This is a genomic window from Paenibacillus sp. J22P165, assembly GCF_059692015.1.
This window is the reverse complement of the sequence record NZ_JCAUAP010000014.1, coordinates 83,621-100,741: the sequence shown is the minus strand read 5'-3', so window position 1 is coordinate 100,741 and position 17,121 is coordinate 83,621. Positions and strand designations below refer to the sequence as shown.

The 17,121-nt window shown below is 44.0% G+C and carries 16 protein-coding genes and 1 riboswitch; of the genes, 15 read left to right on the top strand and 1 reads right to left on the bottom strand.

The genetic code is table 11. The features are described from left to right. Nucleotides 1-116 precede the first annotated feature (116 nt). Nucleotides 117-596 (bottom strand): carboxymuconolactone decarboxylase family protein, encoded by a 480-nt coding sequence (locus tag AC58QM_RS29340; protein ID WP_497288332.1) that lies wholly within the window; start codon nt 594-596, stop codon nt 117-119. A 177-nt stretch (nt 597-773) separates the two neighbouring features. On the opposite strand from AC58QM_RS29340, the gene AC58QM_RS29335 reads away from it, so the two are divergent. From AC58QM_RS29335 to AC58QM_RS29265, 15 genes are all read left to right on the top strand, one after another. Further along, complete coding sequence (locus tag AC58QM_RS29335) at nt 774-1,619, top strand: ATP-dependent DNA ligase (protein WP_497288331.1); 846 nt, start codon at nt 774-776, stop codon at nt 1,617-1,619. A gap of 159 nt (nt 1,620-1,778) precedes the next feature. Next, nucleotides 1,779-3,305, top strand: coding sequence for a spore germination protein (locus AC58QM_RS29330; RefSeq protein WP_497288330.1), 1,527 nt, complete (start codon nt 1,779-1,781; stop codon nt 3,303-3,305). Beyond that, nucleotides 3,298-4,410, top strand: coding sequence for a GerAB/ArcD/ProY family transporter (locus tag AC58QM_RS29325; RefSeq protein ID WP_497288329.1), 1,113 nt, complete (start codon nt 3,298-3,300; stop codon nt 4,408-4,410). The genes AC58QM_RS29330 and AC58QM_RS29325 overlap by 8 nt, the downstream gene beginning before the upstream one ends. Continuing rightward, nucleotides 4,407-5,531: a Ger(x)C family spore germination protein gene (locus AC58QM_RS29320; protein ID WP_497288328.1), complete on the top strand. Its 1,125-nt coding sequence runs from the start codon at nt 4,407-4,409 to the stop codon at nt 5,529-5,531. The genes AC58QM_RS29325 and AC58QM_RS29320 overlap by 4 nt, the downstream gene beginning before the upstream one ends. Nucleotides 5,532-5,587: 56 nt before the next feature. Continuing rightward, nucleotides 5,588-5,735: riboswitch (FMN riboswitch) on the top strand. A gap of 186 nt (nt 5,736-5,921) precedes the next feature. After that, the gene (locus AC58QM_RS29315) at nt 5,922-6,830 is read left to right on the top strand and encodes a DMT family transporter (RefSeq protein ID WP_497288383.1); all 909 of its coding nucleotides are present in this window, start codon (nt 5,922-5,924) and stop codon (nt 6,828-6,830) included. 60 nt (nt 6,831-6,890) lie between these two features. Further along, complete coding sequence (locus AC58QM_RS29310) at nt 6,891-7,691, top strand: sugar phosphate isomerase/epimerase family protein (RefSeq protein WP_497288327.1); 801 nt, start codon at nt 6,891-6,893, stop codon at nt 7,689-7,691. 29 nt (nt 7,692-7,720) lie between these two features. After that, the gene (locus AC58QM_RS29305; protein WP_497288326.1) at nt 7,721-9,070 is read left to right on the top strand and encodes a TrkH family potassium uptake protein; all 1,350 of its coding nucleotides are present in this window, start codon (nt 7,721-7,723) and stop codon (nt 9,068-9,070) included. 242 nt (nt 9,071-9,312) lie between these two features. Continuing rightward, nucleotides 9,313-9,912: a TerD family protein gene (locus AC58QM_RS29300; RefSeq protein WP_497288325.1), complete on the top strand. Its 600-nt coding sequence runs from the start codon at nt 9,313-9,315 to the stop codon at nt 9,910-9,912. 39 nt (nt 9,913-9,951) lie between these two features. Beyond that, nucleotides 9,952-10,533: a TerD family protein gene (locus tag AC58QM_RS29295; protein WP_497288324.1), complete on the top strand. Its 582-nt coding sequence runs from the start codon at nt 9,952-9,954 to the stop codon at nt 10,531-10,533. Nucleotides 10,534-10,753: 220 nt separating this feature from the next. Beyond that, nucleotides 10,754-11,500, top strand: a complete 747-nt coding sequence (locus tag AC58QM_RS29290; protein WP_497288323.1) for a TerC family protein — start codon at nt 10,754-10,756, stop codon at nt 11,498-11,500. Nucleotides 11,501-11,580: 80 nt separating this feature from the next. Further along, a complete protein-coding gene (locus tag AC58QM_RS29285; protein WP_497288322.1) occupies nt 11,581-12,684 on the top strand; it encodes an HpcH/HpaI aldolase/citrate lyase family protein in 1,104 nt (367 codons plus the stop codon). Beyond that, complete coding sequence (locus AC58QM_RS29280; RefSeq protein WP_497288321.1) at nt 12,629-14,044, top strand: phosphoribosyltransferase family protein; 1,416 nt, start codon at nt 12,629-12,631, stop codon at nt 14,042-14,044. Before AC58QM_RS29285 ends, AC58QM_RS29280 begins: the two co-directional genes overlap by 56 nt. Next, a complete protein-coding gene (locus tag AC58QM_RS29275) occupies nt 14,017-15,150 on the top strand; it encodes a cysteine protease StiP family protein (protein WP_497288320.1) in 1,134 nt (377 codons plus the stop codon). The genes AC58QM_RS29280 and AC58QM_RS29275 overlap by 28 nt, the downstream gene beginning before the upstream one ends. Further along, entirely contained in the window at nt 15,147-15,980 is an 834-nt protein-coding gene (locus AC58QM_RS29270) for an HAD family hydrolase (protein ID WP_497288319.1), read from the top strand. The genes AC58QM_RS29275 and AC58QM_RS29270 overlap by 4 nt, the downstream gene beginning before the upstream one ends. Beyond that, a complete protein-coding gene (locus tag AC58QM_RS29265) occupies nt 15,977-16,999 on the top strand; it encodes an ATP-grasp domain-containing protein (RefSeq protein WP_497288318.1) in 1,023 nt (340 codons plus the stop codon). Before AC58QM_RS29270 ends, AC58QM_RS29265 begins: the two co-directional genes overlap by 4 nt. The last annotated feature ends 122 nt before the right edge of the window (nt 17,000-17,121 follow it).

Here is a 17,121-nt window from a genome sequence, read left to right as displayed (position 1 = left end):
CACATATTATGAGCAGAGGAGTGGGCGATTATGCAGATTTTGGTATGAATAAGAAGGAAGTGCAGGATCATAAAAAAAAGAACCCTTCGCAGGGTTCTTTTTAAAAAGCGTATTGCTTAGCTCAAGCCAGCTTTTGTAAGTCCAAATGCTACATCTGCAGAACCAGGTACATTCTTGAATGCAATGTTAATGCGATTCCAAGCATTGATGGACATGACAGAGAAAGTCAGATCCGAAAGTTCTTTTTCGGAATACTGTTCACGAACACGGTTATACAATTCGTCAGGTACACCGTGCTCAGGCAGGTTAGTCAGGACTTCTGTCCAAGCTAAGGCAGCTCTCTCGCGTGGAGAGAACAGCGTGGATTCACGCCAGATCGAAATGTGGTAGAGACGAAGCTCGCCTTCCCCGTGAATCTTAGCTTGCTTAATATGCATATCCAAGCAGAATCCACAACCATTCATCTGAGAAGCTCTGATGTGAACGAGATGAAGCGTCTTCTCTTCCACAGCACTTTGCTGTTCTGCGTTGCTGAATTCCAGCATTTTTTTGAAAAACTCCGGTGATTGTTGCATATAATTTATACGTTGTGCCATTTGTATTACCTCCTATTTGTTTTGACACTTATAAGACAATTGGCACCTCTCAAGTGTGACATCATCGATATATTTATATTTTACTTCTATTAATAGCAACGTTTTTTAACAGGGGAAACAGTTTCCATTAGGCAGAAGGTTCATAGTGAAGTATCATTTAGAACAGGGTGATTTCATATGTTCATTTCTCCTATGATGCTGTACAATGCCAAGAATAATAAACCATTTTACAGTAAGAATCATATTGCAGAATTAAAATTAGATGGTTTACGTTGTATTCTTTCCAACATGGATAAGCTGTATGTGTATACGAAGCAGAATGACTTAATTACGCATAAATTCCCAGAATTACTTAGATGTCCTGTACCAGAAGGCACCGTACTTGATGGTGAATTACTCATATTGGATGATCAAGGGAAACCAGACTTTGAAGCAATGTCCGCGAGGTTTTTGTCTAAGAAGAATAAGAAACCTGTGATTTTTTGTGCTTTTGATATTATGCGCTACAAAGGGATTGACGTCACGGGATTAAATTTACTTGAGCGTAAAGAGTTGTTAGACAAAGCGTTTACTGAAAATGAGACATATAAAAAGATTGAAATGTACGAGGGAAATGCGATCGATTATTTTGAACGGGTTCGGTTGCGAGGAATGGAAGGTATTATTATTAAATCCAAAAAAGAGAATTCAACATACGAAATCAACAAACGCTCGATTCAATGGCAAAAAGTAATCAACTGGACATATGCCGATGTGTATATTTCTGGTTATAGAAAAAATAATTTTGCCTTATTAGCCTCGATTGATGCAGCTGACGGTACTAAGTTTCCAGTAGGCATTATTGAATCAGGACTCTCAACCACGCACCAGAACGTGATTGAGCGCGTGAAGAAACGGCTGGTCTTCAAGGAAGACAAGAATTTTGCCTATATGGAACCGCGGATAATGGCTAGAATCAAGACGAGAAGCTGGACCCAAAGCGGCAGACTACGTTCACCGGAATTTATGGAATTTGTTATCTAATCATACAAAACAGTAAAGTTTATAGAGACTAAATCCACCTAGTAGAAAAGGGGATTCGGTCTTTTTTTGTGGATTCAGATTCCCGCTTATTTACATAAACTTCTTCTGTTCAGCGCATGATATACCTACTTTCGAAATGTCAGGATGAATGGTGAGTACGTGTTTTCTATAAAAAATATGCTGTTCAAATCAAAACCAAAGTTCAAGCAACCAAACCCGAAGGAGAATTCATCCTTTCACTTCGTACCTGAGTTGGCTCAAATGACGACACAATTCCAAGAAGCATTTCGGATGTTCCCTGATTTTGTAAGTCGAGAATTGAACCACAAAGTGACATATGGTGTTTATTATATAAGCAATTTGGTGGACACGGAGCTTCTTTATCAAGAAGTTCTTAATCGAATCATTGATTTAGAAGAGCAGCCTTCTCCTGAGAAGCTGGTGAATGTACTTCCCATCGGTCAGCTGCTGTCGGAGGATAATTGGAGCTATATGCAGCAACATGTCTTGCAGGGCTGGACGTATATCCACATAAGCGGTTATACCTACGGTATGCTAGCCAAAACGCCGAAACGAAGAGAACGAGCACTAGCTAAGCCCGAAAATGAGAGTCAAATATTAGGTCCGCAAATCGCTTTTACGGAAAGTCTAGATACCAATTTAGCACTGATTCATCACTATTTGCCTAATCCCGATTTAAGTGAAATAGCGATGAGTATGGGAGGTAATACTCAAACGGATGTTCGTATTGTCTACTTGAGCAATCGAGCTGATCTGGAGATGGTTTCCCATATTTATACCAAAATTCAGGCGTTGGATCTGGAAGCGCTTTTGGACGCAACGATTCTAGCACAATGGTTGGAAGACAATCCAAGCTCATCTTTTCCGCAAATGATTACGACGGAAAGGGTGGATCGAGCCATATTTCCGCTTCTAGAAGGAAAGGTTGTTATTGCCGTTAGCGGCAGTCCGCAGGTCATCGTGTGTCCGACTACGTTTTTCGATTTTTTTAAATCCATAGAAGATTACTACTATAGATGGTTCACGGGGCTGTTTTTCCGCGGGCTGCGTATTGTAGGTATTGCGATTTCCCTGTTCGCTACGGCTAGTTATGTGGCGGCACTTACCTATCATTACGAAATCATTCCTCAAGCCTTTCTGGTGCCTCTGGCCCAATCTCGTGCTAGAGTCCCTTTTCCTCCGCTTGTTGAGGCGCTGATGCTGGAAACGATCATTCAGTTGCTTAGTGAAGCGGGTGCCAGACTGCCCTCCAAAGTAGGTCAAACGATGGGGATTGTGGGCGGTATTGTTATCGGTCAGGCAGCGGTACAAGCAGGCTTTACCAGCAATATTTTAATCATCATCGTAGCATTAAGCGCCTTATCCTCGTTCACGACACCGGTGTTAGCGATGGCAAATACGATTCGGATTATTCGCTTTCCAATCATTCTGTCCGCAGGTATTATCGGTGGTTTAGGTATCGCGGTAAGCATTGCTTTTTTAATTCTGCATTTGCTGCGACAGTCCAGTGTGGGACAGCCTTATTTCTACCCGCCCTACGCTATCCAGAATAAAAACAAACGAGATGGCATCCTCAGGCTCCCTTATAAACTAAACCCGAAAAGATCTGTCTTCGCTAATAGTGCGGAGAACAACCCGAAGGGAAACACGGATATTGATGAGTAACAAACAACAAACGTATATGTACAGCAGCTTTCTACTCATGTTTATTATTCATGACGCTCAGGTGGGTGTGGGACTTCCCGGATTTCAACGAATTGTGTTTGGTGATACAGGTCATGATGCCTGGATAGCTGTTTTGCTTGCGGGGATCGTAACGCAGGTAATAGTTTGGCTGATGCTAAAAATGTTGGCGAAATTTCAGAATAAAGACCTCTATGATATTCATTTGCTGGTCTATGGCAAAGCGATTGGACAGGTCGCGAATCTGATTTATATGATTTATTTTTTAATAGCTACTATTATAGTGATGCGCAATTATATTGAGATGATTCAGGTCTGGTTATTTCCGAATGCCCCGCAATGGGTGATTGCCTTGTTAATTATCAGTATCGTATTTTATGGCGTAAATGGTGGCTTGCGAACGATTGTAGGCACTTGTTTCATCTTTGTAACCTTTACGGTTTGGCTAATCTTCCTGCTGTATTTCCCACTGAAATACGCGGATTGGACCGGTATTTTGCCCGTAATGGAGACAGATCTGAAGCATCTCAGCAAAGGTGTTCTTTCTATGTCATTCACCATGGCAGGGTTTGAGATACTTTACTTTATTTATGCCTATGCCAAAGATAAGTCCACTGTCCAACGGTACACCCAGATAGGTCTCATGAGTGTTAACTTGGTGTATACGGCTGTTATGTTTGTGTCCATTGTTTTCTTCAGTGGAGGTGAGCTCTTGAAGACGGATTGGGCTACGTTTACTATGCTGAAAATTATTAAGTTCCCATTTCTGGAGCGGTTTGAGTACATAGGAGTGAGTTTATGGCTGTTAGTGATTGTTCCTAATCTGCTTATGTATAGCTGGGCAGCGACGAAGGGGCTGAAGAAAGCATTCTCATGGAAACAGAAATACTGGCTGTATCCATTCATGGGAGTTGCTTGGGTCGCTTGTTCTTTCATTGACTCCCGTATTCAGATGGATCAGATCAATGATGTCTTTGCAAAATGGGCGTTCTACATCGTTTATGTCTATCCTGTGTTGCTCTTCGGAATTGTCCACATCCATTTCTGGAGACAGAAGAAAAGGAGTCAATCCGAGGTGATCGTATGAAAAAATTCAATATCATGTTCCTATTGCTGCTTGTGCTCACGTTGACTTTCAGCTTGCATTTGGAGAAAAACGTTTTGGAGAAATTAGGCATGACGATCGCGGCGGGGTATGACCAAGGTGAGGGAAATAAAATCAATGCTACCTTTGTGATTCATCAAATAGATCCGAACTCCAGATCGAATGTCATGACAATTAGTTCAGAGGGATTGACCAGTAAAGGTGCACGTGTTGCTGCTAATCGGAAATCGAATAAGAAAGTCGTATCGGGTCAGTTGCGGGTGGCCGTTTATGACTATAAGCTGGCACAGAAGGGGCTTTTACCCTTGGTAGATACTTTATTTCGGGATGCTTCAATTGCTAGTACGGTGTATATGGCTGTCAGTAAAGATACGGCACAGGATTTGTTAATGCATAAATATACACAGTTCCCAGATGTCGGAACATTCATCGTCGACAACATCAATCAGAATATTATTGAGGAGCAGATGGTTTCAGGCACCTTACATGAGTTCCTTTCGGCTTTGTATTCTACGGCAGACCCGATGGTGCCACTGTTAGAAAGAAAAGGCGATACGGTTGAGCTTAAAGACGTGGCTGTGTTTAGTGAGGATAAAATGGTAGGAACTGTTGACCCGAAGGAAGCTTTCTTCCTCAAGACGATAAGGGGTCGATATAAAACAGGCAGTATTGAACTGTCTTTGGACACGGATCAATTGGGAGATATCGCGAAGCAAGTCAAGGATAAGACGGTAAGAGTAGTGCTCGAGAATATTTCTAGCAATAGTACCAAAAGGCTGATTAGCCAAAATCCGCTGAAGTTTCAGGTTACTATTCAATTGAAGGGCATGCTTACGGAAAGTTCTGCACAATTTGATCTCGGTCAGGCCGAGGTAATTCAAGCCCTGGAAAAGCAAATGAACAAAAAATCCGAAGCGCACATACAAGCTTTATTAAAGAAATTAACGGCCTTAAACTCAGATCCAGTCGGATTTGGCGAAGTCTACCGCAGTCGGGTGTATCATTCCAATCTGACCAGCGAATCGTGGCATGACATGTACAAAACTGCCTCGTACGATGTCCATGTAGATATGCGGATCGTGCGATTGGGGCAAATCCAATAGCGCATAAAAAGTGTTGCCAATCAAACTGTAACCTGATAGTATACACTTAATCGAATATGAACCTTCGGGGCAGGGTGCAATTCCCTACCGGCGGTGAGGATACGTGTGTGTATCTCCAGCCCGCGACTCCTAGCCAGCAATGGCTGGGACTGACTTGGTGTAATTCCAAGGCCGACGGTATAGTCCGGATGGGAGAAGGTGAAGAACAGCTTGTTAAATTTTTATTAAATTTAACAGGTCTGTTTGTCAATGCCCCCGTTGAAATGAACGGGGGCATTGTTTCTTCGAGAAGGTTCAATTCAGACCGTATACTAGGAGGTTTTTGAATTGGAAAATGCATTTAAGTTTGGAAGTAAGGGTGCGACTGCCCAGTCAACTCGTACAGGTGGTATGAGTGGGATCTGGTATGTAGCGCTTGGCGCCACACTGTGGGGATTGGATCCGCTCTTTCGGATCCTCTTGTTAAAAAGCTTGACCTCAGCGCAAATCGTATTCATTGAACATGTTTTATTGGCCATTTACGCTGTACCTATCCTGATAAAGTATCGCAGGACGTTAACTGGCAAGCTATCCCTGGCCGTCATAGGAGCACTGCTCTTCATCTCTTGGGGAGGATCGGCTATCGCTACCATTCTCTTCACTGCGGCGTTCTCTCATGGAAGTGCCAACGCCATCTTACTTTTGCAGAAATTACAGCCCTTATTCGCGATTATATTAGCTCGTGTTCTATTAAAAGAAACATTGCCTTCAAAGTTTTTTGGATACATTGTTGTGGCACTGTTAGGTACTTATCTGTTGACGTTTGGTCTCGGTTTGCCTGACATGGGCTTGAAGGATTTAGGTACGATCAGCTGTTTATTATCAATTCTGGCAGCCGTATTATGGGGCGGTTCAACCGTGATGGGGAAATACTTGCTTCAGCAAAATTTGAATTTCCCAATTGTCACTTCACTGCGCTTCTTACTGGCCCTCCCGTTATTAACGGTCGTGCTTTTAGTAAGTGGTGACCATTGGCAGTTGAACGGTTCAAGCAGCGGGCTGACGATCATCGCAGTAAACCTGCTGTTCCAAGCCTTTTTCCCTGGATTGCTCAGCATGCTGCTTTACTATAAAGGTTTATCATCGACGAAAGCGTTCTTTGCTACGCTAGCTGAACTTGCATTCCCTGCTGTTGGTGTATGCATGAATTGGCTTGTATTTGGCCAAAAGCTGACGATAGGGCAACTGCTTGGTTTCATCCTGATTTGGTTAACCTTATGGTTGATGAGTCAGCAAAGCCGGGTTAAAAATTTACACTAGTCAAATAATGGCAGATGTTTTAAGCTTGACTCATTGATGTAATGAGGAGGGCTTTTTAGGATGGAAATTAAATTATTCAAAGCATTGTGGGGCATGGAGGGTTCTCTAGAGTCCCAGTTTGAGCGTATTGCTGCTGCGGGTTATGATGGCATTGAGGCACCTATGCCGACTCTAGCCGACGAGGAACAGTTCCGGAAGCTATTAGAAGCGTATCATATGGACTATATCGCCATGGTCTTTACTGAAGGACCTAATCATATTGCTTCATTCGAGGAACAAGTGGCACGTGCGGTATCCTTTCATCCCGTCAGCATAACTTCACATAGCGCGAAGGATGCGATGCCGTTCGAAGAGCAAGTCGAATACTTCCGTGTAGCAGCTGCTATTGAGCAGAAATGCGGTATCGGGATTGGCCATGAGACTCACCGCGGCAGAGCGTTGTATAATCCTTGGGAAACTGGCAGGCTGCTGGATGCTGTGCCTGGGCTCAAGCTGACAGCGGATTACAGCCATTGGTGCTGTGTTACCGAGACCACTTTGGAGAATCAAGAAGAGAATCTACACAAGTCTTTTTCCCGTGTCCAACACATACATGGCCGTGTAGGTTATGCACAAGGACCACAAGTCCCAGACCCAAGAGCGCCGGAATACGCACACGAATTACAGCGGCATATGAGCTGGTGGGATAGCATCGTTCAAGCGAAGAAGGAGTCCGGCGAAACAACGATAACCTATACGCCAGAGTTTGGACCTCCAGGTTATTTGCATACCTTGCCATTTACGAATCAACCAGTAGCGGATTTATGGGAAGTATGCCTTTGGATGGGAAAACATTTCAAAGGACAATATAAGAGTATCTAATCCTATTACTCTCTGTTGAAGGTACAATCATGCTAAGCAAATTACAGAAAATGCCTGCCTCGCGACTGATTGTGATCGCATATTTAATTGCCATATTTTTAATTGCTATCCTTTTAAAATTACCTATTAGCTTGCAATCGGGCGCCACAATCTCTTTTGTGGACGCCCTCTTTACTTCCGCCAGTGCTGTCAGTGTGACAGGCCTCACGACGGTAGGGATCAAAGATACGTTAAGCGGCTTCGGTATTGGCGTACTAATCATGGCTTTTCAATTCGGTGGTATCGGCGTTATGACGCTAGGGAGCTTTTATTGGCTATTGTTCGGGCAGGAGATCGGATTGCTGCAGCGCAAGATGATAATGATTGACCAGAATCGCAACAATTTATCTGGGCTCGTTCAGTTAATGAAGCTAGTACTAGGCTTTACGTTGATTCTTGAGGCGATTAGCACACTGGCCTTTGGCTTGTATTTTTATTTCGCTGGGGAATACGGATCGATATGGAGCGCAATGTATTATGGCATGTTTCATACCATTTCGGCGTTTACGAATGCAGGTTTTGATTTGTTCGGCAATTCTTTACTCGATTATTCGGGAGATTATTTCGTACAGGCACTCACTATGCTATTGATTGTATTAGGCGGGATTGGGTTTCCAGTACTGGCTGAGTTGAGAGAGTATTTGTGGGGTGGCCATAAAAATTTCCGTTTCTCCTTGTTTACGAAGCTTACCATCATTACAACCTCAGTGTTGTTATTGTTCGGAGCGATCGGATTTTGGTTAACGGAGCGAACGCATGCGCTGGCAGGTATGAGTTGGCATGGGAAGATATTAAGCTCATTATTCATGTCTGTCACATCACGCAGCGCGGGGCTGACAACGATTGATATTTCTACTATAACGGAGGCAAGCTTACTGCTTGTATCCATACTAATGTTTATAGGCGCAAGCCCCTCCAGTATGGGGGGCGGTGTCCGGACAACGACAGTAGCCGTCATTGTATTGGCTTTGATTGCATATGCACGCGGGGAGAAGGAGCCGAAGGTGTTTGGCCGGATGATTAGTCAAGAGGACTCCCTCAAGAGCTTTGTGTTTTTCTTAACGGGAATTGCACTGTTGCTTGGAGGAATGTTTGTGCTGCTCATGGCAGAGCCGAATCGTTGGGGAGTGTCCGCCATCCTATTCGAGGTAGCCTCGGCATTTGGAACGTGCGGTTTGTCTACGGGAATTACAGCTGATTTGGGCAGCGTTAGTAAAATCTCATTGATTGTGCTCATGTTTATTGGAAGGATTGGTTTATTTCTGTTCTATACCTTATTTACCAACGGGAAGAAGAAACCTCTTATCCGTTATCCAGAAGAAAAGCTGATCATTGGATAAACAGCAACCAGAAACAGACGAATGGAAATTTTTTGAATATCATATGTTGTATGATGTTATACTAAGATAAAACGCAGCCTAGGATTATCCTGTGGCTGTTTTTGTTTTTGAATTCTGGGGGATTTTGACTACTAAAGTCGAATTCACAAATAATTTACCCAGGAAAGTGAAACGTGATTGAATTTCATGCGTATCAGATAAGGGAGTTCACTAAAACAGGTAAGCGAAGGGAGGTGGCCTCGTTGACAATCAGTTTAGTCAAAGGTCAAAAGATTGATTTAACTAAAGGTAACGCAGGTCTTTCTAAAGTTGTGGTTGGATTGGGTTGGGATCCTGCAGTTGTTGAGAAGAAGGGGTTCTTCGGCTCAAAGAAATCGGCAGTCGAGATCGATTGTGACGCTTCCGTGATCTTATTGGATGAAAAGGGAAGAATAACGAATCAGAAACATGTGATTTATTTTGCTAATCTACAAAGCCCTGATGGTTCAGTCGTTCACTCTGGTGACAACCGTACCGGAGACGGCGCTGGAGACGATGAGACGATTTCTATTAATTTAGGACAAGTTCCCGCTGAGGTGAGCAAAATCGCATTCGTCGTGAATATTTATGACTGTGTGAATAGAAAGCAAGATTTCGGTCTCATTCAATCCGCATATATCCGTGTATTGAATGGTGCAAATCAACAGGAGTTGGTTAAGTTTAACTTAACTGATGACTATTCAGGTAAATCATCCCTCATCGTTGGTGAAATTTACCGACACGGCAGTGAATGGAAATTCAGTGCAATTGGTGAAGGCAGTACTGATACAACTATTGGACAATTGGTTAAAAGATATCAATAATGGCTCAGCCAAATCCTATATAAAAGAGAGGTAATTCCCATGTCTATTTCATTATCTAAAGGTCAGAAAGTCGATTTAACGAAAACAAACCCAGGCTTGACGAAAGTTCTCGTTGGCTTAGGATGGGATACGAACAAATATGATGGCGGTAAGGATTTCGATTTGGATGCTTCCATTTTTGCAGCGAATGCGGCTGGTAAAGTTAGCAACGAATCCGATTTTATTTTCTACAACAACACCAAAAATGCGAATGGTTCCATCGAGCACAAAGGTGACAATCGTACAGGTGCAGGCGATGGCGATGATGAAGTTATCTACGTTGATCTTAGCGCAGTGCCAGCTGAAACAGAGAAAATCGCATTCTGCATTACGATTCATGATGCGGAAGCAAGAGCGCAAAACTTTGGACAAGTCTCCAATGCTTATGTGCGTGTACTAAATGAAGGTTCTGGCTCAGAATTAATTCGTTTCGATCTTGGCGAAGATTTCTCCGTTGAGACAGGTGTAGTTATCGGTGAACTTTACCGTCATAGCGGTGAGTGGAAATTTAGCGCTATCGGCAGTGGATACAAAGATGGACTAGCAGGTTTGGCACGTGATTACGGTTTGCAAACTTCCTAAGTTGGAAGTTTAATTAAATGGGTGGTACTTTCAGGGTATCACCCTCCTTACTCTTCTTAATCAATTCGACTCGAGAAATGGTGTTCACTTGACCAGCTTTGTTGCGTTATGGATTGGAAATCAATGCTCCGAAGAGACGAATCGTGTTATTGGAGAATGATATAGATGAGGCTTGAAGCGCGTGAGGTTGAATAGCAAATAAAACAGGGGGTCCACCTTAATGTCAGACTTTTTTCAAAGTTTTGTAGATAACTTCATGAATTTTTTCAGTTGGGACGTGCTCTCGGCAACACTTACTGATCCCGTAAACTGGGGGATTATTGGTACCCTTATTATTCTAGAGGGACTACTTTCAGCAGATAATGCACTCGTTCTTGCGGTTATGGTTAAACATTTACCGAAAGAACAACAGAAGCGAGCGTTATTCTATGGTCTACTCGGTGCCTACATATTCAGGTTTGTTGCAATTGGTGTAGGAACGTTCTTAGTCCAGATTACTTGGATTAAAGTGGCCGGTGGTGCTTATCTCCTATGGATTGCATACAGTAATCTCTTCAAGAAGAAACATGATAACGCCGAGGGCGGGGAAGTTAAGAATAAAGGCCTTTCCTTCTGGCGTACAGTATTAGCAGTAGAAGTCATGGATATTGCTTTCAGCGTGGATAGTGTACTTGCTGCATTCGGTGTTAGTGACAAGGTTTGGGTATTGTTCCTTGGTGGTATTTTAGGAGTACTTATGATGAGAGGCGTGGCGCAAGTCTTCTTAAAGCTCATTGACAAGATACCGGAATTGGAAAAAACTGCGTTTATTCTTATTATTCTCATCGGTGCCAAAATGATTGCTGGTGCGTTTGGTTTCCATCTTTCACACTTCGTTTTCTTCTCCTTAATTATTGCTTTGTTCGGAGGAACGATTATTCTAAGCTCACTTCGCAAGAGGAAGGCTGGATCTGTAAAAGGATCTTAATAACTACATCATATGTTTAACAAGGACAATCCCTCCGCTAAGGAGGGATTGTCCTTTCAACAAATAAGGGAGGAATCGGCATGCGATATTTCAATTATTTAACTGCGGATGAAGAGCAAGCTTTATTTTTTTTACCGCCGAATTCCTTCCATAATCATTCGCACAAAGACATTCTAGCACATTCCATTGGTGCGGCTCTGTATATGCCAGCGACACGGCTTACGTTTGCAGAAGACATCGCATTTGGTAAAATCGAAGGCCTTGTTTCCGTTGTTCTTGATCTGGAGGATGCGGTAGGGGATAACGAGGTGCATGCAGCAGAGGAATCCCTCATTGGACAAATGAATCGAATCGCTCATTGGATTGATGTCGGCATTCTTAACGCAGATAATCTACCTTTGATTTTCTTGCGAGTAAGAAGTGTCAATCAATTGAATTATTTACTGGAACGGTTAGAGGATCATGTAGCCCTTCTGACAGGTATTGTATTTCCGAAATTCACAGCTGACAATGGTGAGGCTTATTTTCAAATTTTAGAAAATTATAATGATGAGAAAGCAGAAGCTGCGCCTACTTTGTATGGTCTACCCATTTTAGAATCAGGAGCGATTATTTATAAGGAAAGTCGAACTTCTACCTTACTTTCGATTAACGAAATCATTAAGAAATATAAGCATTTGGTCTTGAATATTCGCATTGGTGCCACGGATTTCTCAAGCTTGTTTGGGCTTAGACGCAGCCCTGATCGGACGATCTATGATATTGTACCTATTCGGGATTGCGTTGCGGATATTCTTAATATCTTTGGGCGTATGGAAGCTTCTAACGTGATCTCTGGACCTGTGTGGGAATATTTCCCCACGAAAGGACTTATCAACGAAGTCATGCTGGACAAGGAAAATGGCATGATCGGCAAAACCATTATTCATCCTACGCACATTAAGCCAGTTCAAGCGCTCTATACGGTCACGCATGAGGAGTACACGGATGCTACGAGCATTCTATCCAATAATCATGGAGATCTTGGCGTCATGAAAAGTGCGTATGGGAACAAAATGAACGAATTTAAACCCCATTCTAATTGGGCGAAGCGTATTCTTTTACGATCACAAATTTACGGGGTGCTGCATGAACAACAATCCTTTGATGGACTATACATTAGGACTAACCGAGCGTACGTATAAAATAGCAGGTGATTTGGAGCTCGACATCACTGTGACCTCCAATCCGTATAACATCCCTTTGGATGCGTTATTCGCGATGGCAGCGAGAATTAATAAGAAACGGTCTTTTTTGTTTGTGAGCAAAGTATTAGGCAAGCATATTCCTTTGAATCCATACACTTCGCTGCTAAGTGGGACTGTATTAGCGCTACTACTGCAGCAAGCTTTAGAGGGCAAGGAGTCCGAAGAGAAGGTACAACTGGCAGTTGAAGGGCTTGTCTTTCCAGAGAAAGCGGAAGCTGCCTATAAGACGGTCATGTCTGAGCGCCTACATCTGCAGCAGCCCATTACTTTTATTGGATTTGCAGAAACAGCAACAGCAATTGGTCATGCGGTGTATGAGACGTTTGGACAAGGAAGTCATTATTTGCACACGACACGTGAAGTGATCGAAGAATCACCATCTATCCTTCAGTTCGAAGAAGAGCATTCCCATGCTACGGCCCACTATGGTTACTCCGACGACCCTGCGATTCTTGGACAACCCGAAATTCTTGTTCTAGTGGATGATGAAATTACGACAGGCAAAACATCGCTCAATATCATTCGCGACCTGCAAGGGAAATATCCGAAGAAAATATATTATGTGCTAGCGCTCTTGGATTGGCGTACAGAGGAAGACATCTTACAATTTGCTCAATTGGAGAAGGAATTGCAAGTTACGATTCACGTTATTTCCTTGATAAGCGGGTATACGAAGGTCTATGGCTCAAGTGAGAGCCTAGCTCTGCAGCCGCCAAGCCCTCTAGCTGAGGAGCCTACAGGGGCTCTGCAAATGTTCTATGTGAATGATCTATTCGCGCACGCACCTTTTGCAGGTGATCGTCCCTATTTGCAGCATAGTGGTAGATTCGGGCTAACACCCGCGAATACCGAGCAACTAGACCGTTCCATCACGCAAACGGCAGAGCGGCTCAAGCGCAAGCGTACAGGTAGCAAGACGCTCTGTGTGGGTACAGGGGAGTTTATGTATATCCCGATGCGAATTGCTGCTGAGATGGGTGCAGGGGTCTCGTATCAATCTACGACGCGCAGTCCCATTCATGTCATCGAACAAGGTGACTATGCGGTGAAATATGGTCATGCTTTTCCGTCCCCTGAGGATGAGAACGTTGTGAATTTCTTCTACAATATCGCGTATGGCATGTACCAAGAGATATTTCTTTTTATGGAAAGAGAAACGACGCCATCCGCTTTGGAGCCGATCTTGCGCATTCTTCAAGCGAAGGGTCTGCACACCTTGCATATTGTCTTTTTCTCCCCTCAAACGGTGGACTGGAAGGAGGCTAGGGTATGGAAGATTGGCGATCCAGAGCTATAGAGGAGCCCCAACCTATGGGCAGCTATCCCTCTGCTGATGTGACATTTTTACTGAAGGATATCAGCCATGTACAGCTTGAGGTTGCCTTGGATGCAAGAGAACGGGCAATTCAATCCGGGACGCACTATTCCGAAATGCTTCCGCAGGAGCATCTGCCTTCCTCTGAGTATTTGAACTTGTATCATGAAACCCTGAAGCTATCTGCAAGGAAAGTAGCTGTTTCCGTGGGGGCTGTTGCCGAGATTATACGGGCCAAGAAGGGACCGAATACGGTCCTTGTGTCCTTGGCTCGCGCGGGGACGCCTGTCGGTATTTTGATCAAACGCTATTTGCAAGACATCCATCAGCTGAACCTGCCGCACTATAGTATCTCCATTATTCGTGGCAAGGGAATTGATGAGAACGCTCTCTTGTACATGTTGCAGAAGCATCCTGAAGCAAAACTGCAGTTCATAGATGGGTGGACAGGCAAGGGGGCCATTCGTAAAGTGCTAACCCAAGCTTGTGGCAAAATAGCAAAGGATTACGGGATCATCTTGGACGATGATCTAGCGGTTCTCGCCGACCCCGGTCATTGCACAGATATGTTCGGAACCCGCGAAGACTTCCTGATTCCGAGCGCATGTTTGAACTCGACGGTCTCTGGTTTAATGAGTCGAACGGTGTTGCGTGACGATCTGATTGGGCCTACTGATTTTCATGGCTCCAAATATTACAAGGAATGGTTGGAACACGATCAGTCAACGCATTTTATTGATACGATCGTGCCTTATTTCAGTCAGGTGACAGAGGAAGCTCAGACGATTGCCAAGGATATGTTGTTGCATCCACCCGCCATATCTTGGCATGGCCTACGAGATATTCAAGCCATTCAGGCTACTTATCAAATGGCAGATATTAATCTCATCAAGCCAGGAGTGGGGGAGACAACGCGTGTCTTGCTCAGGAGAGTGCCGTGGCGGATCTTGGTAGATCGCATGGATAATCCGCATATTCGTCATATCCTGCTCTTAGCTGAGGCACGTGGTGTCCCTGTTGAAGTGTATCCAGGTCTCACCTATTCCTGTTGCGGCCTCATACAATCTGTGAAAGGAGATGCCGAATGATTTATGCAAGTGATTTGGATCAGACCTTAATTTATTCTCAGCCTGAAGAACGTGCAGCGCACTGGGGAGATCGTATCTTGGTCGCCGAGCTGATAGATGGCAAAGTACGGTCTTACATGTCCGCAGCCACGTATCAACGTTTGCAAGCGCTGATGAATGAGCTCATATTCATCCCTGTGACAACACGAACCATCGCGCAATATGTACGGATTCATCTCATCAGCCAAACCCTGAGACCCCAATATGCCGTGACAAGCAACGGGGGAAATATGCTGATCGACGGCAAGGTCGATACGGATTGGAGAGATCTCGTCAGGTCACGTGTTAGCGAGACGAGTGCGCCTGTGGAAGATATTCGCCTAGCCATGCATGGCGTGTTAAGCCAGGATTGGGTGATCAGCTCAAGTTGGTGTGACGATCTCTTTTACTCCCATATCGTAGATCGTGACCGAATGCCTAAGCAGGAAATCGCTGAACTCAGCACTGAATTGATGGGGATGGGCTGGCGGACTTCTGTTCAAGGAAGGAAGGTGTACATCGTCCCTGAGGCTGTAAGCAAGGGAGCAGCGGTTGCACACCTGAGCGAGATTCTTGGTGGACGAAAAGTCATCGCTTCCGGCGATTCTCTTCTGGATCAGAGCTTGTTAGACATCGCTGATTTCGCGATTGCTCCAGGTCACGGAGAGCTATTCCGCCAAGAGCAGATGGGACAGTCCGGGAAATATCGATTTACCGAGGAATCTGGTATTTTTGCAGCTGATGATATTACATCATTTGTACATTCGACACATGACGAGCACAGAAAGTTGCTCATAAAGGAGCCCTCATGAAAAAAGTATGGTTTAACCGCTGGTTCTCTGTCGCTTATCATTATATGAACAGCATTCGTAACAATGAGGACGGAGCTCCTTTCAAGATGTACGCAACCCATCCGGATCGAACGCATATGGCGCTGCAAGCGGCAGATTATGCAGATACAGAGCCTGTCCTCGGTGACGATGATTACGTAGAATTTGCGCTCAACTTTTGTAAGCAGCATGGGATTGATGTATTTATTCCTAGATTGCATATGTACGCGATTGCCAAGCATATTGATGAATTTGAGAAAATCGGTACACGTGTAACCGTTTGTCGTGATCTTGAGCTCCTTGAAAATCTCATGGAAAAGCAAAAGTTCTACGAATCCATACGTCCAAAGGGAATTGTCGCAATTCCCGATTATCATGTGGTGAATACGGCAGAGCAGTTTCTAGAGGCGTATGATGCCCTCACAGCGGCTGGTCATGGTGTCTGTATGAAGCCAACGAATGGTGAAGGCGGCAATGGTTTTAGGATTATCAGCAATAAGCGGAATGCGTTGAATGACATGTTTGGACCCGTCATGCCGTATCTCACGAAAGAGCAAGCCTACCAGAACTTCTCGACAGTGGAACGTTTTGATGACGTCATGGTTATGGAAGTACTGAATGGTCTTGAATACAGCATAGACTGCCTAGCTTCCGCAAAAGGTGAGCTTCTTGCTGCGGTTCCGCGTCGTAAAGCAGATGGTCGATTGAGGCTGTTGGAGGAAGTACCAGAGCTGATTGAACTTGCTAATCAGGTAGCTGCTACCTATCGCATTCCTTTTAATTATAATATTCAAGTCAAATACAATCAGGGTGTACCGAAGCTGCTTGAGATTAATCCTCGGATGTCCGGCGGTTTACATGTAACCTGTTTAGCGGGCATTAACTTCCCATATCTGGCGGTGAAATCGCTTCTTGGTGGACATGTTGAGGTCCAAAAACCGACCTACGGCTTACTGGTAAGCCATATTGAGCAATATGTTATTATGAATCTCGGCGAATAATAAGTAACGCGCATCATATCTTTGATAATAGATGATCATTCGTATCAATCAGTCAAAGAGGGTGCGCTGTATGACCGTAGGCGGGATTATCTTATTCGGAATTATTGTAACGCTAATTGTGA